General features: G+C 67.8%; 25 protein-coding genes. 12 read left to right on the top strand and 13 right to left on the bottom strand.

The window, feature by feature from the left end; all coding sequences use genetic code 11:
• The first annotated feature begins 26 nt into the window (after window positions 1–26).
• Entirely contained in the window at window positions 27–1,550 is a 1,524-nt protein-coding gene (locus tag AC5Y46_RS21840) for a long-chain-fatty-acid--CoA ligase (RefSeq protein WP_499941836.1), read from the top strand.
• Here AC5Y46_RS21840 and AC5Y46_RS21835 read toward each other — a convergent pair.
• On the bottom strand, window positions 1,535–2,383 hold the full coding sequence (locus AC5Y46_RS21835) for an SDR family oxidoreductase (protein WP_499941838.1): 849 nt from the start codon (window positions 2,381–2,383) through the stop codon (window positions 1,535–1,537). The two genes, AC5Y46_RS21840 and AC5Y46_RS21835, sit on opposite strands and share 16 nt — an antisense overlap.
• A 291-nt stretch (window positions 2,384–2,674) precedes the next feature.
• Here AC5Y46_RS21835 and AC5Y46_RS21830 point away from each other — a divergent pair, with 291 nt between their 5' ends.
• Both AC5Y46_RS21830 and rsrA read left to right on the top strand, forming a co-directional pair.
• Entirely contained in the window at window positions 2,675–3,325 is a 651-nt protein-coding gene (locus AC5Y46_RS21830) for a sigma-70 family RNA polymerase sigma factor (RefSeq protein WP_499941917.1), read from the top strand.
• Window positions 3,322–3,627: a mycothiol system anti-sigma-R factor gene (gene rsrA, locus AC5Y46_RS21825; RefSeq protein ID WP_499941840.1), complete on the top strand. Its 306-nt coding sequence runs from the start codon at window positions 3,322–3,324 to the stop codon at window positions 3,625–3,627. Before AC5Y46_RS21830 ends, rsrA begins: the two co-directional genes overlap by 4 nt.
• Before the next feature lie 3 nt (window positions 3,628–3,630).
• On the opposite strand, the gene AC5Y46_RS21820 is transcribed toward rsrA, so the two are convergent.
• Window positions 3,631–3,705 (bottom strand): 50S ribosomal protein bL37, encoded by a 75-nt coding sequence (locus AC5Y46_RS21820; protein ID WP_089025046.1) that lies wholly within the window; start codon window positions 3,703–3,705, stop codon window positions 3,631–3,633.
• Window positions 3,706–3,889: 184 nt separating this feature from the next.
• On the opposite strand from AC5Y46_RS21820, the gene AC5Y46_RS21815 reads away from it, so the two are divergent.
• Window positions 3,890–4,105: a biotin/lipoyl-binding carrier protein gene (locus tag AC5Y46_RS21815; protein WP_499941919.1), complete on the top strand. Its 216-nt coding sequence runs from the start codon at window positions 3,890–3,892 to the stop codon at window positions 4,103–4,105.
• 15 nt (window positions 4,106–4,120) lie between these two features.
• Window positions 4,121–5,623, top strand: coding sequence for a sensor histidine kinase (locus AC5Y46_RS21810; protein WP_499941842.1), 1,503 nt, complete (start codon window positions 4,121–4,123; stop codon window positions 5,621–5,623).
• 63 nt (window positions 5,624–5,686) lie between these two features.
• Here the strand turns inward: AC5Y46_RS21810 and whiB1 are convergent, their stop codons facing one another.
• Both whiB1 and AC5Y46_RS21800 read right to left on the bottom strand, forming a co-directional pair.
• A complete protein-coding gene (gene whiB1 / locus AC5Y46_RS21805) occupies window positions 5,687–5,941 on the bottom strand; it encodes a transcriptional regulator WhiB1 (protein WP_036353357.1) in 255 nt (84 codons plus the stop codon).
• Window positions 5,942–6,223: 282 nt separating this feature from the next.
• Window positions 6,224–7,189 carry a diacylglycerol/lipid kinase family protein gene (locus AC5Y46_RS21800; protein ID WP_499941844.1) on the bottom strand — a complete coding sequence of 322 codons (966 nt, stop codon included), beginning with the start codon at window positions 7,187–7,189 and terminating at the stop codon, window positions 6,224–6,226.
• A 46-nt stretch (window positions 7,190–7,235) separates the two neighbouring features.
• Between AC5Y46_RS21800 and AC5Y46_RS21795 the strand changes: the two genes are divergently transcribed.
• Window positions 7,236–7,667 carry a hypothetical protein gene (locus AC5Y46_RS21795; protein WP_499941846.1) on the top strand — a complete coding sequence of 144 codons (432 nt, stop codon included), beginning with the start codon at window positions 7,236–7,238 and terminating at the stop codon, window positions 7,665–7,667.
• Here AC5Y46_RS21795 and AC5Y46_RS21790 read toward each other — a convergent pair.
• From AC5Y46_RS21790 to AC5Y46_RS21780, 3 genes are read right to left on the bottom strand one after another with little or no spacing between them, the layout of a single operon-like run.
• Window positions 7,619–8,047, bottom strand: coding sequence for a GNAT family N-acetyltransferase (locus AC5Y46_RS21790; RefSeq protein WP_499941920.1), 429 nt, complete (start codon window positions 8,045–8,047; stop codon window positions 7,619–7,621). The genes AC5Y46_RS21795 and AC5Y46_RS21790 overlap by 49 nt on opposite strands.
• 44 nt (window positions 8,048–8,091) lie before the next feature.
• Entirely contained in the window at window positions 8,092–9,180 is a 1,089-nt protein-coding gene (locus AC5Y46_RS21785) for an isochorismate synthase (protein ID WP_499941848.1), read from the bottom strand.
• The gene (locus AC5Y46_RS21780; protein ID WP_499941850.1) at window positions 9,177–9,788 is read right to left on the bottom strand and encodes an acid phosphatase; all 612 of its coding nucleotides are present in this window, start codon (window positions 9,786–9,788) and stop codon (window positions 9,177–9,179) included. Before AC5Y46_RS21780 ends, AC5Y46_RS21785 begins: the two co-directional genes overlap by 4 nt.
• Window positions 9,789–9,873: 85 nt before the next feature.
• On the opposite strand from AC5Y46_RS21780, the gene AC5Y46_RS21775 reads away from it, so the two are divergent.
• Complete coding sequence (locus tag AC5Y46_RS21775; protein WP_499941851.1) at window positions 9,874–10,677, top strand: ParA family protein; 804 nt, start codon at window positions 9,874–9,876, stop codon at window positions 10,675–10,677.
• Window positions 10,678–10,810: 133 nt separating this feature from the next.
• On the opposite strand, the gene AC5Y46_RS21770 is transcribed toward AC5Y46_RS21775, so the two are convergent.
• Window positions 10,811–12,025 carry an Rv3212 family protein gene (locus AC5Y46_RS21770; RefSeq protein WP_499946191.1) on the bottom strand — a complete coding sequence of 405 codons (1,215 nt, stop codon included), beginning with the start codon at window positions 12,023–12,025 and terminating at the stop codon, window positions 10,811–10,813.
• A gap of 15 nt (window positions 12,026–12,040) precedes the next feature.
• On the bottom strand, window positions 12,041–13,549 hold the full coding sequence (locus AC5Y46_RS21765) for a DEAD/DEAH box helicase (protein ID WP_499946190.1): 1,509 nt from the start codon (window positions 13,547–13,549) through the stop codon (window positions 12,041–12,043).
• 268 nt (window positions 13,550–13,817) lie between these two features.
• On the opposite strand from AC5Y46_RS21765, the gene AC5Y46_RS21760 reads away from it, so the two are divergent.
• Window positions 13,818–14,513, top strand: a complete 696-nt coding sequence (locus AC5Y46_RS21760; RefSeq protein ID WP_499946189.1) for a ferritin-like fold-containing protein — start codon at window positions 13,818–13,820, stop codon at window positions 14,511–14,513.
• A 4-nt stretch (window positions 14,514–14,517) separates the two neighbouring features.
• On the opposite strand, the gene AC5Y46_RS21755 is transcribed toward AC5Y46_RS21760, so the two are convergent.
• Window positions 14,518–15,213 (bottom strand): MmpS family transport accessory protein, encoded by a 696-nt coding sequence (locus AC5Y46_RS21755; RefSeq protein WP_499946188.1) that lies wholly within the window; start codon window positions 15,211–15,213, stop codon window positions 14,518–14,520.
• A 214-nt stretch (window positions 15,214–15,427) separates the two neighbouring features.
• Here AC5Y46_RS21755 and AC5Y46_RS21750 point away from each other — a divergent pair, with 214 nt between their 5' ends.
• Entirely contained in the window at window positions 15,428–15,685 is a 258-nt protein-coding gene (locus tag AC5Y46_RS21750; RefSeq protein ID WP_499946187.1) for a DUF3107 domain-containing protein, read from the top strand.
• Here the strand turns inward: AC5Y46_RS21750 and fasR are convergent.
• Entirely contained in the window at window positions 15,682–16,368 is a 687-nt protein-coding gene (fasR, locus tag AC5Y46_RS21745) for an HTH-type transcriptional activator FasR (RefSeq protein WP_499946186.1), read from the bottom strand. The genes AC5Y46_RS21750 and fasR overlap by 4 nt on opposite strands.
• A gap of 191 nt (window positions 16,369–16,559) precedes the next feature.
• Between fasR and AC5Y46_RS21740 the strand changes: the two genes are divergently transcribed.
• The 3 genes from AC5Y46_RS21740 (at window position 16,560) to AC5Y46_RS21730 (ending at window position 20,110) form a co-directional block, all read left to right on the top strand.
• On the top strand, window positions 16,560–17,585 hold the full coding sequence (locus AC5Y46_RS21740; protein ID WP_499946185.1) for a DUF3152 domain-containing protein: 1,026 nt from the start codon (window positions 16,560–16,562) through the stop codon (window positions 17,583–17,585).
• A 143-nt stretch (window positions 17,586–17,728) separates the two neighbouring features.
• Window positions 17,729–18,895: an adenylyltransferase/sulfurtransferase MoeZ gene (gene moeZ / locus AC5Y46_RS21735; protein WP_499946184.1), complete on the top strand. Its 1,167-nt coding sequence runs from the start codon at window positions 17,729–17,731 to the stop codon at window positions 18,893–18,895.
• 360 nt (window positions 18,896–19,255) lie between these two features.
• On the top strand, window positions 19,256–20,110 hold the full coding sequence (locus tag AC5Y46_RS21730; protein ID WP_499946183.1) for a TIGR02569 family protein: 855 nt from the start codon (window positions 19,256–19,258) through the stop codon (window positions 20,108–20,110).
• On the opposite strand, the gene AC5Y46_RS21725 is transcribed toward AC5Y46_RS21730, so the two are convergent.
• Together AC5Y46_RS21725 and AC5Y46_RS21720 are read right to left on the bottom strand one after the other, a co-directional pair.
• The gene (locus AC5Y46_RS21725; RefSeq protein ID WP_499946182.1) at window positions 20,107–20,415 is read right to left on the bottom strand and encodes an MGMT family protein; all 309 of its coding nucleotides are present in this window, start codon (window positions 20,413–20,415) and stop codon (window positions 20,107–20,109) included. The two genes, AC5Y46_RS21730 and AC5Y46_RS21725, sit on opposite strands and share 4 nt — an antisense overlap.
• A gap of 2 nt (window positions 20,416–20,417) precedes the next feature.
• Complete coding sequence (locus AC5Y46_RS21720; RefSeq protein ID WP_499946181.1) at window positions 20,418–21,203, bottom strand: alpha/beta fold hydrolase; 786 nt, start codon at window positions 21,201–21,203, stop codon at window positions 20,418–20,420.
• Window positions 21,204–21,233: the final 30 nt, after the last annotated feature.

Below are 21,233 nucleotides of genomic sequence, written 5' to 3'. Positions count from 1 at the left end.
TCGCCCACTCGATGGGGAGTCGAAAAGTGACAGCTCTGAGCGCCAACCTCGTCGCCGCCAAGGACCGCTACCCCGACCACGTCGCGCTGCGCCTCGACGACCTGCAATTCACCTACGCCGAGTTCGACGCCGCCGCGGGCCGGATGGCGACCCTGCTGGAACGCGCGGGTATCGAGCCCGGTGACCGGGTGGGGGTGATGCTGCCCAATACGCCCGCCTTCGCCGTCGCGTTCTACGGGATCATGTACCGCGGTGCGGTCGCGGTCCCGATGAACCCGCTGCTGAAGTCGCGCGAGGTGGCCTTCTACCTGTCCAACAGCGGTGCCAAAGCCATCTTCGCGACGCCGTTGTTCGCCGACGAGGCCACCGCCGGCGCCGACGAGGTGGGCGCCCAGTGCTGGCTGGTCGACGACGCGGCGCTGACCGAGCTGACCGAGGGCCTGCCCGCCCACCCGCCGGTGGAGCGCGCCGACGACGACGTCGCGGTCATCCTGCACACGTCCGGCACCACCGGAAAACCCAAGGGCGCCATGCTGACTCACGTCAACCTGCGCCGCAATGTCGACTTGAGCGTCCGTACCCTGCTGCAGATCGGGCCGCAGGACGTGGTGATGGGTTGCCTACCGTTGTTTCACGTGTTCGGCCTGACCTGCGGACTGAACAGCTCAGTCCTGGCGGGCGCCACGCTGACCCTGATTCCCCGGTTCGACCCGCGCAAGGCCCTCGAGGTCATCGAACGCGACGGTGTCACGCTCTTCGAAGGTGTGCCGACGATGTATTCGGCGCTGCTCAGCCTCGCCGACGACGCCGCACAGCGGGCCACCCGAAGCCTGCGGGTCTGCGCATCAGGCGGTGCGTCGTTGCCGGTCCAGGTCCTCACCGACTTCGAAAAGACCTACGGCTGCATGATTTTGGAGGGCTACGGACTGTCGGAGACGTCACCGGTGGCCTCGTTCAACCATCCGGACCGCCCCCGCAAGGCCGGGTCCATCGGCACCCCGGTCGAAGACGTCGAGATGCGGGTGGTGGACGCCGCCGGCGCCGAGGTGCCGCAAGGCGAACCGGGCGAGATCCAGATCCGCGGCCACAACGTGATGAAGGGTTACTGGAACCTGCCCGACGCCACCGCTGCCGCCATCTCCGAACACGGCTGGTTCGCCACCGGCGACGTCGGGCGTGTCGACGAGGACGGCTACTTCTACATCGTCGACCGCACCAAGGACATGATCATCCGCGGCGGCTACAACGTGTATCCCCGTGAGATCGAAGAGGTGCTCTACGAGCACCCCGCCGTGGCCGAAGCCGCCGTCGTCGGCGTGCCGCACGACGAACTCGGTGAGGACGTCGGCGCCGCCGTCGCGCTCAAGAAAGACGCCACCGTCGAACCCGACGAACTGCGTGACTACGTCAAGGCCCGGGTGGCGGCCTACAAGTACCCGCGCCGGATCTGGTTGGTGGATGCGCTGCCCAAAGGCCCGACCGGCAAGGTCCTCAAGCGCGAGATCGAGGTTCCGGCCACTCAGGACACCGAGACTCAGGACCCGGTGTAACCCGGCGGGTTGGCACCTTCCACCCAAAAGTCAACGCCCAGTTCCGAACCCGGCACGCAGTCGTAGACCGACAGGTCGCTGACACCGGACTCGACCAGCACGTCCTCGCACAGCAGCGTGTTGCCGGTGTACTCCCGCGACGGCTTGTTCAGGATCACGTAGGCGGCGTCGGAGTACACCTCGGGCTTGCGGGACCGGGCCATCGCCTCGTCGCCGCCGAGCAGGTTCTGCACCGCGGCGGTGGCCACCATCGTGCGCGGCCACAACGTGTTCGAGGCGATGCCGTCGGCGCGCAGCTCCTCGGCAATGCCCAACGCGCACAACGTCATACCGAACTTGGCCATCATGTACGCGGTCGGCTTCAGCCACTGCTTGTCGAGCAGCACCGGCGGCGAGAGCGTCAGGATATGCGGGTTCTCGCGGCCCTTGAGGTGCGGAATGCAGGCCTGCGAGACCGCGTAGGTGCCACGCACCTGGATGCCGTTCATCAGGTCGAAGCGCTTCATCGGCACCTCGGTGATGGATCCGAGGTTGATCGCCGAGGCGTTGTTCACGCAGATGTCGATGCCGCCGAACTGCTCGACCGTCTTGGCCACCGCCGACTCGACCGATTCCGGGTCGCGCACGTCGCCCACGATCGGCAGCGCCTGCCCGCCGGCCTCTTCGAGTTCCTTGGCGGCGGTGTACACCGTGCCCGGCAACTTCGGGTGCGGCTCGGCGGTCTTGGCGATCAGCGCGATGTTGGCGCCGTCCTGTGCGGCGCGCTTGGCGATCGCCAGGCCGATACCGCGGCTGGCACCGGAAATGAACATGGTTTTACCTTGAAGCGACATGGCGTCACACTAACGCCCGCTCCCAGCTGCGCTAACCCGGGTTCGTCCGCGCAGCGCGCCGGAGTCGGAAATACCACGCCGAGCAAAGCCGTTGATTGAGGCGTCGCCGAAGGAATGAGCGACCGGGGCGGGCAGTTGTCGGTCGCGGCCTTTAGATTGGGAGGAGGAAGCCTGGTGTCAACTGCGACGAGCGTGTTGCGCGACGAGCGGTTGGATCGCTTCCTTGCGAGTCCGGCGGCGCTGGTTGCGTTGTCCGGTCACACCGCAACCGAAGGGACCGTGCTGACCAAGATGGCCGACACCGATGGCGAGACCGGGCCCGCGGTCGCCGAGAACGGGCCGCCCGAGCATCAGGAGAGCGACGCCGAGCTGACGGCGCGCTTCGAGCGCGACGCGATTCCGCTGCTCGACCAGCTCTACGGTGGTGCGCTGCGCATGACGCGCAATCCCGCCGACGCCGAGGACCTGCTGCAGGAAACGATGGTCAAGGCCTACGCCGGGTTCCGATCGTTCCGGGCCGGCACCAACCTCAAGGCGTGGCTGTACCGCATTCTGACGAACACCTACATCAACAGCTACCGCAAGAAGCAGCGGCAACCGGCGGAATACCCGACCGAGGAGATCACCGACTGGCAGCTGGCCGCGAACGCCGAGCATTCCTCGACCGGGCTACGGTCGGCCGAGGTCGAGGCGCTGGAAGCGCTGCCGGACACCGAGATCAAAGCGGCGCTGCAGGCCCTGCCCGAAGAGTTCCGGATGGCGGTTTACTACGCCGACGTCGAAGGATTTCCGTATAAAGAGATCGCCGAGATCATGGGCACCCCGATCGGTACCGTGATGTCTCGGCTGCACCGCGGACGGCGTCAGCTGCGTGAACTGCTGGCCGATGTCGCCAAGGACCGTGGCTTCATCCGCGGACAACACGAGGAGGTGTCGTCATGAGTGATCAGCTTGGCTCCGCCGACTCCTGCCCGCTCAGCCACGACGCCGACAGTCACCTGGGCTGCGCGCAGGTGATCGCCCAGATCTGGACCTTGCTGGACGGCGAATGCCAGCCCGACGAACGGCAGATCCTGCAGAGCCACCTCGACAACTGCCCGGGCTGTCTTCAGCATTACGGGCTGGAGGAACGGATCAAAGAGCTGATCGCCGTCAAATGCAGTGGTGAACGAGCCCCCGACGGCCTGCGGGAACGGCTGCGGATCCAGATCAGCCGGACCACGATCATCCGGGGTGAGTTCTAGCCCTTAAGCGTTGGGCCGCTTGCCGTGGTTGGCCTTGCTGTACTTGCGGTCGCGCTTCTTCCGGCCACGCTTGGCCATCTCTGAACCTCATTTCGTCAAGCTCTCAAGGCGGCAGCACGCCGCTCAGTTGCCCTCCAGTGTCTCATGGTCCAGGCAATGCGCCGTCAACAGCCCGCGCGCCGCGGTCGCGAACGGCCTTATGGTTCGATATACAGAGCCTGACAGACCAGCATGCGCAGTGGCCGAGACGAGTGGGGTGATGATGTCCGAGGAGGTTCGCGCCGAAATCGTGGCCAGCGTGCTCGAAGTCGTGGTCAGCGAGGGCGACCAAATCGGGCAGGGTGACACCGTGGTGCTGCTCGAGTCCATGAAGATGGAGATCCCGGTCCTGGCCGAAGTGGCCGGAACCGTCAGCAAGGTGAGTGTTTCGGTCGGCGACGTCATCCAGGCCGGCGACCTCATCGCCGTCATCAGCTAGCCCGCTACCAGGTCCATGTCCACGCTCGGTGATCTGCTCGCCGAACACACGGTGCTGCCCGGAAACGCCGTCGACCACCTCCACGCCGTCGTAGGGGAGTGGCAGCTGCTGGCCGACCTGTCGTTCGCCGACTACCTGATGTGGGTCCGCCGCGACGACGAAGTCCTGGTGTGCGTGGCGCAGTGCCGGCCCAATACCGCCGCGACGGTCCTGCAGACCGACGCGGTGGGCAGCGTCGTCTCCGCCGATCGGCTTCCGCTGGTCGCCGACACCTTCGCCGCCGGCTCCCCCGCGCTGGAAAGCGAAGCGGGCGAGCAACATTCGTGGCAACTGCCCGGTCCCAACGTCGCCGCGTCCCCGGTGCGCTACCGCGACCAGGTGGTGGCCGTGCTGACCCAGCACCAGACCGATTCGGCGGCCGAGCGCATGTCCGGCGGCTTGGAAACCGCCTACCGGGACTGCGCGACCGATCTGCTGCACATGATCGCCGAGGGCACGTTCCCCGACGTCGGCGACGTCGCCATGTCACGATCCACCCCGCGCGCGGGCGACGGCTTCATCCGCCTCGACGTCGACGGCATCGTCGCCTATGCCAGTCCCAATGCGTTGTCGGCCTACCACCGGATGGGCCTGACCAGCGAGTTGGAGGGGCACAACCTGATCAAGGTGACCCGCCCGTTGATCTCGGACCCGTTCGAGGCGCAGGAGGTGGCCGAGCACATCCTCAACCTGCTGGCCGGCGGATCCAGCATGCGCATGGAGGTCGATGCCGGCGGCGCCACCGTGCTGCTGCGCACACTGCCGCTGGTGGTGCACGGGGAGAACGCCGGAGCGGCGATCCTGATCCGCGACGTCACCGAGGTCAAACGCCGCGACCGCGCCCTGATCTCCAAGGACGCGACCATCCGCGAGATTCACCACCGGGTGAAGAACAATCTGCAGACGGTCGCGGCGTTGCTGCGTCTGCAGGCCCGGCGGACCGTCAACGCCGAGGGGCGCGAAGCGCTGATCGAATCGGTGCGCCGGGTGTCGTCGATCGCGCTGGTCCACGACGCGTTGTCGATGTCGGTGGACGAGCAGGTCAACCTCGACGAGGTGATCGACCGGATCCTGCCGATCATGAACGACGTGGCCTCCGTCGACCGCCCCATCCGGATCAACCGCGTCGGCGACCTGGGAGTGCTGGACTCCGACCGCGCGACGGCACTGATCATGGTCATCACCGAACTGGTGCAGAACGCGATCGAGCACGCATTCGACCCGACGGCCGCCGTCGGATCCGTGACGATCCGGGCCGAACGCTCGGCGCGCTGGCTGGACGTCGTGGTGCACGACGACGGGCGCGGATTGCCCGAGGGATTCAGCCTGGAGAAGTCCGACAGCCTGGGGCTACAGATCGTGCGGACGCTGGTCTCGGCGGAATTGGACGGGTCGCTGAGCATGCGGGACGGCCTCGATCGGGGCACTGACGTGGTTCTGCGGGTGCCGATCGGTCGACGGGGCCGGCTTCTGGCATGACGGGTGCGCAAAACAGTGCGGCCCCGGCAATCGCCGGGACCGCACCTGTTGGTCGAACGTTTATCAGACTCCGCTGCGAGCCTTCGTCCGGGCGTTGCGACGCTTGAGTGCGCGCCGCTCGTCTTCACTCATTCCGCCCCAGACGCCGGAGTCCTGGCCGGTGTTCAGAGCCCAGCCGAGGCACTCGGTGGTCACCGGACACCGATTACAGACCAGTTTCGCGTCAGCGATCTGCGCAAGTGCCGGTCCGCTGTTCCCAACCGGGAAGAACAGTTCCGGATCTTCGTCGCGACAGACCGCCCTATGGCGCCAATCCATTAGTTGCTACTCCTCACTATGTGCGCAGCACTGCGCACGGGCATTTTCTTCTTGGCTGTTGAACCGTGCACAAGAAAGGGGTTCCGTACCTCTGCATATCTGACGCATGCAACCTTTTGATCGTTTCACAGGCTCAACAGATGTCAATAGCGTTACGCGGGCTCGTGGGCTATCTCACTTCAACGAACTCTTACCCATGCCCTTAACCAGTTGTACTACACTACTCGGCGAATTTCGCCCCACAGTTTTGTCGCGGGCCAGTCACAGCTTGGATCGCGCAGGTCAGCGGGTTGAAGCCGGCAGCGGGGCGACCACCGACAAGGCGTTCCGGACCGATCGGAACGTGATCGAATCACGAAGACCGAGGTATTCGCCGTCGCACTGAAATGCGGCCGGGGCGTCCATCTTCGTGACGGTGACGTAACCGACGTCGTCATTGCGGATCAGTTGCTCGGCCTTCGGATCCGGTCGCTTTGCGAGGAGTTGGCGAAGTACGCGCACGGTAGGGATCAGCTTCATCTTGGTGAGCGCGAAGATGCCCAGATCCGATTCGAAGCTGGCCCCGGGGTTGGTGACCATGGGCTTGTCGTCGCTGTAGGTCCAGACGTTGGTGTTGCACACCCAGACGAAGTGCACGCCCGATACCGGCTGCTGCTCGGGCTGCTGCAGGATGAGGTTCGGCGGGCGGCGGCTGAATTTCACCGAGACGGGCACCGCGATCCGCCAGTAATTCATCGGCGTCACCTTCACGCCCCGCTCCCGGGCCGCTTCGACCGCCTCCAGCACCTCCGCATCGACACCCAGCCCGGCGTTGACGATCGCCCACAGCTCGCCGCAGTCGATCAGCGAGATGCGGCGCCACTGGCGGTGCCGCTCGTATGCGTCGAGCAGCTCGATGAGCTGGTTGGTCGCCTCGGTCGGATCCCGGTGGATGCCGAGCGCCCGCGCCAGCACATTCGCCGAGCCCCCGGGGACGATCGCCACCGCCGGCACCGGACCCGCCGGCGTCGACCCCGGACGGCCCAGCATGCCGTTGACCACCGCACTCACGGTCCCGTCTCCGCCGTGCACCACCACCAAGTCGTAGCCCTCCGCGACGGCGGACCGGCCGAGTTCCTCGGCGTGACCGGCGTGTTCGGTATGCGCGACGGTCAGCTGCACCCGGCTCTCCAGAGCGTGCGTCACCAGTTCGCGGGCGGCCGGGGTGATGCTGGTGGCGATCGGGTTGGCGATCAACATGGCACGCATGACGCTTGAGCTTACGGATGTGAGGTCACGCTTTACGCTGGCGTCTGTGACCAACCCCGCCCCGCCCACCATTCGTCGCGCCGGTTTGCTCGTGGCGGCGCAGGGCGTGGCGGCGCTGGCGGTAGCGATCATTCTGGTGATCCGTGCGGTGGCGGGAGCCGACCAGCACGTGGCCAACGGCCTGGCCACCGCGACCTGGTTCGTGGGGGTGGGGGGTGCGGTGCTGGCCGGGGGATGGGCGCTGATCACCGGTCGGCGGTGGGGCCGCGGACTGGCTGTGTTCACCCAGCTGCTGCTGCTGCCGGTGGCTTGGTATGTGGCGGTAGGGTCCCACCGGATGATGTTCGGTATCCCGCTCGGATTGCTGGCGCTGGCCACGCTCGCCCTGCTGTTCAGCCCGACGGCCGTGCGCTGGGCCGCCGGCGACGATCAGCGGGGCTCGGCCAGCGCGGTCAGTTCCGGACCGGACAACCGGTAGGTAGTCCATTCCCGCTGCGGAACCGCGCCGACCCCGTCGTACAGGGCGATCGCATCGACGTTCCAGTTGAGCACCGCCCACGCCAGTCGGGTGTAGCCGTTGGCGACGCATTCACCGGCCAACGTCGCCAGCAACCCACGGGCCAGGCCGCGGCGCCGATACCCCGGACGCACGTAGAGGTCTTCCAAATAGATGCCGGCCGCGCCGTCCCAGGTGGAGAAGTTGAGGAACCACAGCGCCATCGCGGCGACCCGACCGTCGACCTCGACCACGTGCCCGTGCACAGTCGACTCATCCTCGAAAAGTGCTGTCGCTATCTGCTTTTCGGTCACTGTGCAGTGTTCGGCGGCATGCTCGAACTCGGCGAGTTCGTGGATCATGGCGGTGATGTCGGCGACGTCGTCGGGCGTGGCGCGGCGGATGTTCACTGCTCGACTCCCAATGCGTTCAGGATGGTCGCGAATTTTGTTGTGGTTTCGACGACTTCGTCGTCGGGATCGGATTCGGCGACGATGCCGCCGCCCGCGTGGGCCAGCGCGGTGCGACGGTCGGCCGAGAGTTGCGCGCACCGGATAGACACCACCCAGTCGCCGTCGCCGTGGGCATCGCACCAGCCCACCGCCCCGGCGTAGAAGCCGCGGTCGCCTTCCAGTTCGGCGATCAGCTCGGTGGCCGCAGCTGTCGGTACCCCGCCGACGGCCGGGGTGGGATGCAGGGCCAGCGCCAAATCGATTGCGGTCGTTGAGGTGTCGCGCAAGCGGCCGACGACCGGGGTGCACAGGTGCCAGACCGCCGCGGTACGACTCAACTGCGGCTCGGCGGCGATCGTGAGGTCGGCGCACAACGGTTCCAGGGCCGCGCGCATGGTGTCGATGACCAGTCGATGCTCGTGGCGGTTCTTGTCCGATTCGGCCAGCGCGGTCCCGTTCGCGGCGTCGGCGTCGGGGTCAGAAGAGCGGGGCGCCGACCCGGCGAACGGCCGGCACGCCACCTGCTCACCGGAGCGCGCCACCAGGAGTTCCGGGCTGGCGCCCACCAGGGCGGCCCCGGCGTAGTCCGCGCCGGCAGCGGTCAGGTCGACCAGGTAGCTGTAGGCGGTCGGGTCGGCGGCGGCGAGTCTGCCCAGGACCACGCGGACGTCCAGTGGCGCCTCGGCGACCAACCGCAACGATCTGGCCAGCACCACCTTGTGCAACGAATTGCCCGGATCGGCCAGCCGATCCCGCGCCCGGCTGATCCGGGACCGATGCTCGGCGGGCGGGGGCACGGCCGCATCGACGCGCACCGACGGTGCCGGTCCCGTCGGCCAGCCGGAGCGCGCGCCGACGCGCTCCGGCGTCAGCAACGCAGCCGACCGGGACACGTCGAAAGGCAACGCGCCCAACACTATTGGCACCGCTCCGGAACGCAGCGCGGCCTGGGCCGCGGCTACGTCGGCGTAGCGGGACCGTACGCCGTCGGCTACCCACGTTCCGCGCGGTCCGGTCAGCGCGAACGACGGTTCGGGGCTCACGCCACTGCGCTCGGACGGGGATGACAGCTGAGCCCGAGCTGGCTGAGCTGGCGCAGGCCGTGTTCGAACCCGCAGACCGCGATCGTCGCGGTGGGCATACCGAAGCGGCTGCCCGCGGTCAGGGGTTGCTGGACCCAACGGGTGATCACCGCGCGGGAGAAGTGGCCGTGGCTGACGAACAACACGTCGCGCGACTCCATGTTCTCCAGTGCCAGCGCGATGGCTCGGTCGGCGCGTTCGCTGACCTGCTCGACGCTTTCCCCGCCGGGGCAGCCGTGCGTCCACACCAGCCAATCCGGGTCGAACTCGTGGATCTGCGGAGTCGTCAGACCTTCGTACTCGCCGTAATCCCATTCGGCGAGCAGCGGGGTGACCTGATCGATGATGAGCCCTGCCAGATCGGCGGTCGCCAGGGTGCGGCGACGCGGGCTGCAGAACACGAACGGGTGCTGCAGATCGAGCTCGCCGAGGACGACTCCGGCGAACTCGGCCTGCTCCCGCCCTGGAGCCGTCAGCTCGATGTCGGTGCGGCCGGTGTGCTGCCCGGATCTGGACCACTCGGTCTCGCCGTGTCGCAACAACAGCAACCGGTGGTCGTGCACGCCCATGCCAGCGATTCTGCCCGAGACACGCCAGCACCTCGGCAGGCTGCCACCCCGACCAGTCGCGCCGGTACGTGCCAGGATGGGCACTGTGACTGACATGCGCGTGCTGGCGGTGGCCAACCAGAAGGGCGGGGTGGCCAAAACGACCACGGTCGCCTCGCTCGGGGCGGCGATGGTGGACAAGGGCAAGCGGGTGCTGCTCGTCGACCTGGACCCACAGGGATGCCTGACGTTCTCGCTGGGCCAGGACCCCGACAAACTCCCCGTCTCGGTGCACGAGGTACTGCTCGGCGACGTCGAGCCGAGCGCGGCTCTGGTGTCCACCGCCGAGGGCATGACGCTGCTACCGGCCAACATCGACCTCGCGGGCGCCGAAGCGATGTTGCTGATGCGGGCCGGGCGCGAGTACGCGCTGAAGCGGGCGCTGGCCAAACTCGCCGACGATTTCGACGTGGTGATCATCGACTGTCCGCCGTCGCTGGGCGTGCTCACCCTCAACGGGCTCACCGCGGCCGACGAGGTCATGGTGCCCCTGCAATGCGAGACGTTGGCGCATCGAGGGGTGGGTCAGTTCCTGCGGACCGTCTCCGACGTCCAGCAGATCACCAACCCCAACCTGCGGCTGGTCGGCGCGTTGCCGACGCTGTACGACTCGCGCACCACCCACACCCGTGACGTGCTGCTCGATGTCGCCGACCGCTACGAGCTCCCGGTGTTGGCGCCGCCGATCCCGCGCACGGTGCGCTTCGCCGAAGCAAGCGCGTCGGGGTCGTCGGTGCTGGCCGGGCGTAAGAACAAGGGCGCGCTGGCCTATCGCGAGTTGGCTCAGGCGCTGCTCAAGCACTGGAAGACCGGCAAACCGCTGCCGACCTTCACCGTCGAATACAGCTAGCCTCCCCCGGCGAGCCTCTCCCGGGGAGCCTCCCCCGGCGAGCAGACGCAGAATCGCACGAAATCAGGCGATTTTGTGCGATTCTGCGTCTGCTCGCGGCCCCTCAGCGCCCCTCAGCGCGCCTCAGCGCGCCTTAACCGAGCGCGACCAGGGTCTCGCCGCGCTGCTCGAACACCCGCGAACCCGACACCACCGGGATGACAGCCGAATTGCCGGGTTGTCGTTCCACCGGGATGTATCGGCTGGGCTCACCGCTCACCGGGTCGTACACCCCGATCGCGCCGGTCACCGGCACCAACATCTGCCCCGCCATCATCACCCCCGGCCCCAGCGGAACAGCCGTCTCACCAGCGGCGATCGTGTAACGCAGCGCCAAGCTGCTCGAATCGAACACCAGCAGCGCATCCCCGGTCCACCAGGTGACCACCCCGCCGCTCTGCGACACGACCGCCGATTCGGCCGGCGGGCCGGCCAGCAGCGTGCTCGACACCGGCGTGCCGGTGTCGTCGACGACGTCGACCCGGGGCTGTGGTGTCGGCAGATACACCGCGGTGCGGTTCTGCGAGACCACCAGCACCCGCGCGCCGGTGCCCGGTCGCACGCCGGGCTCCTGCACAACCTGCTGCACCGGTTCGTCGTCCTCCTTGCCCGGGCGCAGCAGCAGTAGGCGCATGTCGGCCTGGTTGGCGCAGGACTCGAGCACCGACACCGCCGACGAGCTGGCCGCGGCCGACTCCAGAGTGCAGCCCGAGTGCAGGCCGCGCGCCGAGGGCTTCACCCGCGCGTCGGTCTCGCCGTAGGCGAGCATTCGGACCATGTCCGACCGCCACATCTCCAGACGGGTGCTGCCCGCCGACAACACCGTGGTGCCATCGGACGACAGCCGCACCCGCGGATCGGCGTAGCTGGTGCGGGCGGGTCCACGCCGGCCCGTCGACCCGTCGATGGTGCTGACCTGCCCGCATCCGCGGTCGTCACGGTAGACCGCGACGGCGTAGTGGTAGATCCACGTCACCCCGCACAGGTCGGCGTCGCGCGAGTAGCTCCACAGCGGTTGACCGGTATTGGGGTCGCGCCCCTCCACCAGACGGCCGTTTCCGGTTGCCACGGTTCCGCCGGCCACCACCGGCACCCGAGTGGCCGGACTGGGTGCGGCCCACAGCTGACGCAGCGCGGCCGGCACTTCCCGAGCCGGAGTCGGGGTCGGGGCCGGAACGGCCGCCGGCCGGCTGATTGTGGCCCGGGCATCGCTGGTCCACCAGATCAGGCCCGCCACGACGGCGACGACGAGCGCGATTGTCGCGGCGGCCACGATGTCGGCCTTGGTGCGGCGCTCGGGTCGGACCACGGAAGTGAGTATGGCTCAGTTCGTCGCAGCAGCGGCATCCGCCGGCTTGCGCCGACGACGGCGCCGCCGGGCAGACGAGCTGGACGGGGTAGCCGAGGTGGCACCAGCGGCGGGCGGGGCTTCGGCCGCGGCTTCGCCGTTGGGGCTGACGGGGTGACCGGTGACCGGCTTGCCGCCTCGGGTGCGCTTGCGTGGTTTGGCGGTGCGACGAGCGGGACGGGCGGAACCGTCGTTGCCGGTCTCGCGGCGCTTGGCCGGCGCCATACGCGGCGCGCCGACGGCGCCGCCGGCCTCCGTCGGGATGGACAGCTCGGAGTACAGATGCGGGGAATTGGAGTAGGTCTCGGCCGGGTCGGGCGAGTCCAGTCCGAGTGCCTTGTCGATCGTCCCCCAGCGTTCCAGCTCGTCCCAGTCCACCAGCGTCACCGCGACGCCGGTGCGACCGGCGCGGCCGGTGCGACCGATGCGGTGGACGTACATCTTGTCGTCCTCGGGGCACTGGTAGTTGATGACGTGGGTGACGTCGTCGATGTCGATGCCGCGAGCGGCCACGTCGGTGGCGACCAGAACGTTGATGTCGCCGGAACGGAACGCCTTGAGGGCCTTCTCGCGCGCGATCTGACCGAGATCGCCGTGGACGGCGCCGACGGCGAAGCCGCGCTCGTGCAACTCGTCGGACACCTTCTGGGCGGTGCGCTTGGTGCGGGTGAAGATCATGGTCGCGCCGCGCCCGTCGGCCTGCAGGATCCGGCTGACCAGCTCGACCTTGTCCAGCGCGTGCGCGCGGTAGACGAATTGCTCGGTGGTGTCGTGCACGGCCAGGGAATGCGGGGCCTCGGCCCGGATGTGGGTGGGCTGGACCATGAACGTGCGGGCCAGGGTGATGATCGGATCCGGCATGGTCGCCGAGAACAACATCGACTGGCGGTCGCCGGGGATCTGCCGCAGGATGCGCTCGATGTCGGGCAGGAAGCCCAGGTCGAGCATCTCGTCGGCCTCGTCGAGCACCAGCACCGACAAACCGCCCAGCTGCAGGTGGCCCTGCTGGCACAGGTCGAGCAGCCGGCCCGGGGTGCCCACCACGACGTCGGCGCCCTTGTGCAAGGCCTCGATCTGCGGTTCGTAGGCGCGGCCACCGTAGATAGCCACCACCGACAACGGGCGCTCGCCGCCGTCGTCTTTGGCGGCGGTCAGGTACTTGGCGGCGGTCGCCAGGTCACCGTTGACCTGCAGGCACAACTCCCGCGTCGGCACGACGATCAGGGCGCGCGGGGCACCCGTGAGCGGACGGGTGGCGGTGTCGGAGGTGATGCGCTGCAGCAGCGGCACACCGAAGCCGAAGGTCTTGCCCATACCGGTGCGGGCCTGGCCGATGACATCCTCGCCGGCCAGGGCAAGCGGCAGGGTCAATTCTTGGATGGCAAAGGGGGTTTCGATGCCCTTCTCGGCCAGGGCGCGGACGATTTCGTCGCGAACTCCGAGTTTGGCAAAGGTGAGTCCAGAGGTGCTTTTGAGTGCGGTCATACGCGGGTGGAATGCCTTCCGGTGAAGTAATCGAACTTGAATCGGACTAGTTCGTGCTGTTCTGTGTCGCGGTTCACGCGCGCACCAGTTCCGACTCGACTACTTCGCCGGGCCCGCTCGGTGATATCGACAACTTTGGGCGGGCGGCTACGTGCACGCACATTTCCTCGGTGGTGGCAGCACAGATTCAGCCACTACCAATCAGTCATCATACCTGGTCGCCCAGCGGGGCCCGGCCTGTTCCCCGGCTGCCTACTACAGTGTTGCCATGCCCCCGCCCTCAGCTGCCGACGAAGTGGCGGATTCGCCCAGTCCCCGGCTGTCGGCGGACCATCCCGGCGTCAACGAACTATTCGCACTGCTTGCCTACGGCGAAGTGGCCGCGTTCTACCGGTTGACCGACGAGGCGCGGATGGCACCGGATCTGCGTGGCCGGATCTCGATGGCCAGCATGGCCGCCGCCGAGATGGGGCATTACGAGTTGTTGCACGACGCGCTGGAAAAGCGCGGCGTGGACGTGGTTGCGGCGATGTCGAAGTACGTTTCGGCGCTGGAGAACTATCACCGGCTGACCACTCCGAGCACGTGGCTGGAAGCGTTGGTCAAGACCTACGTCGGCGATGCTCTGGCCGCCGACCTGTATCTGGAGATCGCCGGCGGTCTGCCCGACGAAGTCGCTGACGTGGTCCGCGCGGCGCTGTCGGAAACCGGGCACTCGCAGTTCGTCGTCGCCGAAGTGCGCGCCGCGGTGACTTCCAGCGGCAAGCAGCGCAGCCGGTTGGCGTTGTGGTCCCGCCGGCTGCTCGGCGAAGCCATCACCCAGGCGCAGTTCCTGCTGGCCGACCACGACGAGCTGGTCGACCTGGTGCTTTCCGGGGGCGGCGGGCTGGGCCAGCTCGGCGCGTTCTTCGATCGCCTGCAGCAGACGCACAACCAGCGGATGCGCGAACTGGGGTTGAGCTGACGGGTCAACGGGTGCAGGTCGCCAGCGCCGAGTTGTTGGCGGAGGCTTTGACCAGCTGACCCTGGGCGTTGACGATCGAGCAGTTCAGCTGGCCGTAGATGCTGGTCGCGATCACCGACTCGGTCTGCACGCCGGGGTTGAGGACGACCATTTTCGACCACGGCAGCGCGACGTTGAACTCGGTCACGGGAAAGCCCCGCGCGTCGGTGTAGACGATGTTCACCATGTCGAAGAGTTGCTTGGTCCCGGTCACGCTGTAGACGACGGTGCGCGGGTTCAGTGCCGCACCGGGCGGGGCAGCGGTGGGTGCCGGTGCCGCGGTCCTGGTGGGCGCGGTGTTGGAGGGTGTCAAGGTGGTGACCGTTTCCGGCGGCAGCTGTTTGGCGCTGGGCGCAGTGGTGGTCGGCGTCGGTGACAGGCTCGGCGGGGCCGGCTGGCGCGATGTGGTGGAAATCACCGTGCGCGGGGTCGGCGCACCCACGGTGGCCTTGGTTGTCGCGCTGTCGCCGCTGTTGATGATGACCGCGGTTGCGACGGCGCCGATAGCCACCACGACGCCGATGAACAAGGCGACCGGGCGCCAGCGGTGGTCTGCCGGCCAGCCCCACTCCTCGCCGTCGTCGTCGTCCCAACTCTCGTCGTCGGCGTCGTAGCCGGCCCAGCCGTCATCGTCCGGGTAGTCCTCGGTCTCCCGGTCCATGTCGTAAAGGGTGTTACGCGTGTTACTGATGATGCCGATGGTATCGACGGTCCGATCAGTGGGGGGCGTGCCCGGCGGCGGCTAGACCGAATCGTGACGGGTTCGTTCGCTAACCGCGAACTGCCGGTCAGGGGGCGCGGGGCGCTGTCGGTCGGAGGTGTCTATTAGCCTGCTGCTGAGACGTTTACGACGCAACGCCAACGGAAGGGGACCCGTGGAGGTCAAGATCGGTATCACGGACAGCCCGCGCGAGTTGGTGTTCTCCAGTGGGCAGACGCCCGCGGAGGTGGAAGAACTCGTCGGCGCCGCGTTGCGCGACGAATCGGGGCTGCTGGCCCTCAACGACGAGCGCGGCCGTCGCTTCCTGGTCAATGCGGCCAAGATCGCCTACGTCGAGATCGGGGTCGCCGACGCGCGTCGCGTCGGATTCGGTGTCGGCGCAGTCGGTGCGGAAGTCGCGGGGAAGAGTTAGGAGCGGGTCAGCGGCACGTGCGACAGGCCGCCCCAGGCGAACTGCACGGTGCCGTCGACCGCGGCTGACTTCGAGATCGGACGGTCGGAGTCCAGCCAGTACCGGGCGCTGTCCACGCTCATGCCGACCAGCCCGACAGCGATCATCCGGGCGCGGTGCGGATCCAGCCCCGAGTCCTCGGCGATCAGCGCGAACACTGCGTCGATGCACGATTCGGTCGCGACCCGCACCTGCGCGGCGACCTCGGGCTCGGTGACGTAGTCGTTCTCGAAGATCAGCCGATAGCCCTGGCTGTCGTGCTCGATGAAGTCGAAGAACGCCTGGACCGCGGAGTGCAGTCGCTGCCGGTTGTCGGTGGTCCGGTCCAGGGCCTGTTGCACGCCGGACACCAGGTTGTCCACGTGCCGGTTCAGCACCGCCAGATACAGTTCCAGCTTGCTGGAAAAGTGTTGGTACAGAACAGGTTTGCTGACGCCGGCCCGGTCGGCGATCTCGTCCATCCCGGCGGCGTGGTAGCCGCGATCGACGAACACGTCGCTGGCGACGATCAGTAACTGGCCGCGACGCTCATCGCGCGGCAGCCGGTTGCCGCGCCGGTTGGACGGGACGGCGCCGTCGCCGGGCCGAACGCCGTCGGCCGACCTGACAGCGCGTCGCGGCGCCGCCTTGGCGAGATCGCTCATCGGTCCTCAATCCGTTGCTGGTGCGCCTATTTTGCCATCCCCGAAGTCGCACCGTATGTCGCAAGAAGACTACTACCTGCGGCGTCCCGCCGATCCGAACCGGCGTTATCCCGCGTGGCCGGGTCTGTCGCAGGCCCGTTTTCGGGCGCGCCAGGACGGGACGGCGCCCGTCGCTGTGCAATCCTGGGGAAATGACGTCCCCGCCACCTGCCCGGCCGACTGGTCGTGCGCCGGTGCTGCGCGACGAGTGGCGGGAGCCGCTGCGGGCTCAGCGCGACCCGCTCGGGCAGAACGCGGGACGGGTCCGTGCCGACCGCGACCGCCCGCGCCAATGGCGCAAACAATCCTGGCTCGGTCGGTTCGTATCGACCTACGGCTGGCGCGCGTACGCCTTGCCGTTTCTAACGGTGCTCACCGTGGTGGTGGCCTACCAGACGGTGACGGGCACCAACACACCCAAGCCGGCGGCGAGTTCGATCCACAAAGACCCGCCGACCATCGGTGCGGTCGGCACCTCGATCCTGGACACGCCGCCACGCGGCCTGTCTGCGTTCGACGCCAACCTGCCCACCGGCATCCTGCCCGAGGGCGGTCCGTTCACCCCGGCCGGGGACAAGACGTGGCGCGTGGTTCCCGGTACCACCCCGCAGGTCGGGCAAGGCACCGCCAAGGTGTTCCGCTACACCGTCGAGGTCGAGAACGGCCTGGACCCCACGATGTACGGCGGCGACGACGCTTTCGCCCAGATGGTCGACCTGACGCTGAACAATCCGAAGGGCTGGACGCACAATCCGCAACTGGCTTTCGTCCGGGTCGACAGCGGCAAGCCCGACTTCCGGATCTCGTTGGTCTCGCCGATGACGGTTCGGGTGGGATGCGGCTACGAATTCCCGCTGGAAACCTCCTGCTATAACCCGTCCTTCGGCTCGGACCGCGAGTCGCGGGTGTTCATCAACGAAGCGAGGTGGGTGCGCGGCGCGGTGCCGTTCGAGGGCGACGTGGGCTCCTACCGGCAATACGTAGTCAACCACGAAGTCGGCCACGCCATCGGCTATGTGCGCCACGAGCCCTGTGACCAGCAGGGTGGGCTTGCCCCGGTGATGATGCAGCAGACGTTCTCCACCGCCAACAACGACGGGGCGAAATTCGACCCCGATCAGGTCAAGGCCGACGGCAAGACCTGCCGGTTCAACCCCTGGCCGTTCCCGATCGCCTAAGTGGCGCGAACAGACGCAAAAGCCCCCAGTTTCGTGCCGAAACGGGGGCTTTTGCGTCTGTTCGCGGGTGTGCTCGCGGGTGTGCTGGCGGGTGTGCTGGCGGGTGTGCTCGCGGGTGCGCTGGATCGCCTAACCTCGTCTTTGTGACACCATCGCTGCCGCCTCTGGTCGCGCCCGCGGCCGCGCTCACCCGCGACGAAGTGGCCCGCTACAGCCGTCACCTCGTCATTCCCGAGATGGGACCGGACGGGCAGAAGCGGCTCAAGAACGCGCGGGTGCTGGTGATCGGCGCGGGTGGGCTGGGCGCACCGACATTGCTGTACCTGGCCGCCGCGGGTGTCGGCACCATCGGGATCGTCGACTTCGATGTCGTCGACGAGTCCAACCTGCAGCGCCAGATCATTCACGGCGTCGCCGACGTCGGGCGGCCCAAAGCACAGTCGGCCCGAGACTCGATCGCGGCGATCAACCCGCTGGTCGACGTGCGCCTGCACGAGTTCCGGCTCGGGCCCGACAACGCGGTCGAGTTGTTCGGTGAGTACGACCTGATCCTGGACGGAACCGACAATTTCGCGACCAGATACCTGGTCAACGACGCAGCGGTGCTGGCCGGCAAGCCCTACGTCTGGGGATCGATCTTCCGCTTCGAAGGTCAGGTCTCGGTGTTCTGGGAGAACGCACCCGACGGCCGCGGCCTGAACTACCGCGACCTGTACCCCGAACCGCCGCCACCTGGGCTGGTGCCCTCGTGTGCCGAAGGCGGTGTGCTCGGCGTCATCTGCGCCTCGATCGCCTCGGTGATGGGCACGGAAGCGGTCAAGCTGATCACCGGGCTCGGGGAAACGCTGCTGGGCCGGCTGATGATCTACGACGCACTGGAAATGAGCTACCGCACGATTCGGATCCGCAAGGACCCCGCCACCCCCAGGATCACCGAGCTCGTCGACTACGAGTACTTCTGCGGCGCGGTGCCCTCGGACCAGGCCGATTCCACGATTACTCCGCAGGAGTTGCGCCGGCTGATGGATTCCGGCACAGATGTGGCCCTGATCGACGTCCGCGAGCAAGCCGAGTGGGACATCGTGCACATCGACGGTGCCAAGCTGGTCCCGCTGTCGACGATCACGTCGGGGGACGGGTTGTCGCGGCTGCCCCGAGCCGGCAAAGCGGTGCTGTACTGCAAGAGCGGCGTGCGTTCGGCCCAGGCGCTGGCGGCGGTGCAGCAAGCCGGTTTCTCTAACGCGGTGCATCTGCGGGGCGGAATCATGGCCTGGGCCAAGCAGATTCAGCCCGACATGGTCATGTACTGAGCCGGCCCGCGGTGCCGTCGGGTCGGCGCGAAAACGGGTATTGAGCTGCGGCGTTGGCGGTGCCGCTGGCCAAGGCGCCCAGCAGGGCTGTCTGGCGCGCTCGGCAAGCCGGGCTGATATCAGCGCTGCTCAGCCGTCAAAGCGAGGTGCAGCATTGAGGATCCAGCGCGATGCACAACGCCTGCAACGACTCGGGCCGCACCCGGTGAAATACGGCTGCTGGCCACGAGCTCATGAGCTGGACAAATTGTTGGGTGGGACCCCGCAAGCCGCGTGCTGATCGCCCGATATGGGAACCGAAAGTCCGGCTCCCCAGCGCGTCGTGCCGACGCGCATCGCCACCCAGATAGGCTGACTCCCGTGAGTGTCGAGCCACCGCCGGAGCACGTGCTGGCGGCGTTCGGCTTGACCGGTGTGCAGCCCGCTGCCCTGGGTGCCGCGTGGGAGAACGGCTGGCGCTGCGGTGAGGTCGTCTTGTCGATGGTCGCCGACAACGCGCGTGCCGCCTGGTCGGCGCGGGTGCGGGAGACGTTGTTCGTCGACGGCGTGCGCCTGGCCCGCCCGGTGCGGTCGACCGACGGCCGCTACGTGGTTTCCGGCTGGCGGGCAGACACATTCGTCGCCGGGACCCCGGAGGCCCGGCACGACGAGGTGGTCTCGGCGGCGGTCCGGCTGCACGAGGCCACCGGCAAGCTGGAGCGTCCCCGATTCCTGACTCAGGGCCCCACCGCGCCCTGGGCCGACGTCGACGTCTTCATCGCCGCGGACCGCGCCGCGTGGGAGGAGCGCCCGCTGCAGTCGGTCCCGCCGGGAGCGCGGACCGCGCCGTCGTCCGCCGACGCCGAACGATCGGTCGAACTGATCAACGAACTCGCGACGCTGCGCAAGCCGACCCGCAGTCCCAACCAGCTGGTGCACGGCGACCTGTACGGCACAGTGCTTTTCGCCGGCACCGCACCGCCGGGCATCACCGACATCACGCCGTACTGGCGCCCCGCCTCATGGGCCGCCGGGGTGGTGGTCGTCGATGCGTTGTCGTGGGGAGAGGCTGACGACGGTCTCATCGAGCGTTGGAATGCGCTACCCGAGTGGCCACAGATGTTGTTGCGCGCCTTGATATTTCGCCTCGCCGTGCACGCGCTGCATCCACGTTCCACCGCGGAGGCGTTTCCCGGACTGGCCCGCACCGCAGCACTGGTCCGGCTCAATCTCTAGTCCTCGGAACCGAATTGATGACGGACGTCGCTGAGTGCGATCCGGCCGTCCACCGACAGCACGCCCTCTGCGCGCAGCAGTTCCAACTGCCGGGCGGTCAGATGCGCAGCGGGGCGGCCGGACGCGGTGATCACCCGGTGCCAGGGCAGGTCCGCGGAATCGGTGCGCATGATCCAGCCGACGATGCGTGGACTGGAAAGCCCTGCGACAGAGGCGATGTCGCCGTAAGTGGCGACCCGGCCCGCGGGTATGGCCGCGACCAGCGCGCGGACCCGCTCGACCTGTTCGTCGGTGATCTGCGCCACGGCTACCGCGACTTCAACATTTTGCGCACCAGCGTTGCCACGTCGTCGGGTTTGGCGTGCGGCACCATGTGATCGCATTCGTAGTCCAGCAACTGGAAGTCGTCGCCCAACTGATCCCGCAGTTCCGCGATCAGCCGGTCGCTGACGTAGGGCGGTGACGTCCACGTGGCTCGCACCAACGTCGTCGGTATGCCCTGGGGCGGCAAGACGATTTGCCGCGCAAGCTCGCTCCAGTAAGAAGTGATCGCCGGCAGGCTCATGCGCCAGCCGTACTGTCCATTCGCCATCTGCACCAGGTGCTCGTCGAGGTCGGCTGCGAGTACCGCCGGGTCCACGTCTGCCCACGACCCGGTCGACTTCTCTGCGAAGGCCTCCGCGCGGTCGGGGTAGTACGGCGACGACAGCATCGCCTCGGCGATCTCTGCCATCCATTGACCGTCCAACCCGATCGCGGGGTCGAGCAGCAACAATGCGGCCACCAGATCGGGGCGTGCCGCGGCCAGGTGCAGCGCCACCGCGGCGCCGAAGGAATGGCCGACCACCAGCACCGGACCGTCCGCCCCGGCATCCAGCAACCCGCTCAACGCCGCGACGTTGGCGTCGATGGTCCATGGCGCCGCCCACGACGACCTGCCGTGGCCGATCAGATCGGGCGCCGCGGTGGCGATTTCGGGTATGTAGTCGGTGAAGTGTTGCCACCGCCGGCCGTGGCCGGTCAGCCCGTGCAGCGCCAGCAGCTTGATCGGGCCGGGCGGTCCGAAGCGGTGTATGTGCAGGTCGGCGGTCACGCGTCGATGATGCCAGGCGACTTGTCAGAC

This window comes from Mycobacterium sp. NGS59 (genome assembly GCF_059812345.1).
The sequence above is the reverse complement of the archived record's forward strand: the minus strand, read 5'-3'. Positions and strand labels throughout refer to the sequence as shown.

What these genes read in the sequence shown, in the direction of transcription:
- AC5Y46_RS21815 (WP_499941919.1), top strand. Translation starts at nt 3,890, where the DNA reads ATGTCCGAGGAGGTTCGCGCCGAAATCGTGGCCAGCGTGCTCGAAGTC.
- AC5Y46_RS21740 (WP_499946185.1), top strand. Translation starts at nt 16,560, where the DNA reads ATGACGTCCCCGCCACCTGCCCGGCCGACTGGTCGTGCGCCGGTGCTG.
- AC5Y46_RS21755 (WP_499946188.1), bottom strand. Translation starts at nt 15,213, where the DNA reads ATGGACCGGGAGACCGAGGACTACCCGGACGATGACGGCTGGGCCGGC.
- AC5Y46_RS21800 (WP_499941844.1), bottom strand. Translation starts at nt 7,189, where the DNA reads ATGCGTGCCATGTTGATCGCCAACCCGATCGCCACCAGCATCACCCCG.
- fasR (WP_499946186.1), bottom strand. Translation starts at nt 16,368, where the DNA reads ATGAGCGATCTCGCCAAGGCGGCGCCGCGACGCGCTGTCAGGTCGGCC.
- whiB1 (WP_036353357.1), bottom strand. Translation starts at nt 5,941, where the DNA reads ATGGATTGGCGCCATAGGGCGGTCTGTCGCGACGAAGATCCGGAACTG.
- AC5Y46_RS21835 (WP_499941838.1), bottom strand. Translation starts at nt 2,383, where the DNA reads ATGTCGCTTCAAGGTAAAACCATGTTCATTTCCGGTGCCAGCCGCGGT.
- AC5Y46_RS21810 (WP_499941842.1), top strand. Translation starts at nt 4,121, where the DNA reads ATGTCCACGCTCGGTGATCTGCTCGCCGAACACACGGTGCTGCCCGGA.
- AC5Y46_RS21760 (WP_499946189.1), top strand. Translation starts at nt 13,818, where the DNA reads ATGCCCCCGCCCTCAGCTGCCGACGAAGTGGCGGATTCGCCCAGTCCC.
- AC5Y46_RS21780 (WP_499941850.1), bottom strand. Translation starts at nt 9,788, where the DNA reads ATGGGCGTGCACGACCACCGGTTGCTGTTGTTGCGACACGGCGAGACC.
- AC5Y46_RS21765 (WP_499946190.1), bottom strand. Translation starts at nt 13,549, where the DNA reads ATGACCGCACTCAAAAGCACCTCTGGACTCACCTTTGCCAAACTCGGA.
- AC5Y46_RS21830 (WP_499941917.1), top strand. Translation starts at nt 2,675, where the DNA reads ATGGCCGACACCGATGGCGAGACCGGGCCCGCGGTCGCCGAGAACGGG.
- AC5Y46_RS21790 (WP_499941920.1), bottom strand. Translation starts at nt 8,047, where the DNA reads ATGATCCACGAACTCGCCGAGTTCGAGCATGCCGCCGAACACTGCACA.
- rsrA (WP_499941840.1), top strand. Translation starts at nt 3,322, where the DNA reads ATGAGTGATCAGCTTGGCTCCGCCGACTCCTGCCCGCTCAGCCACGAC.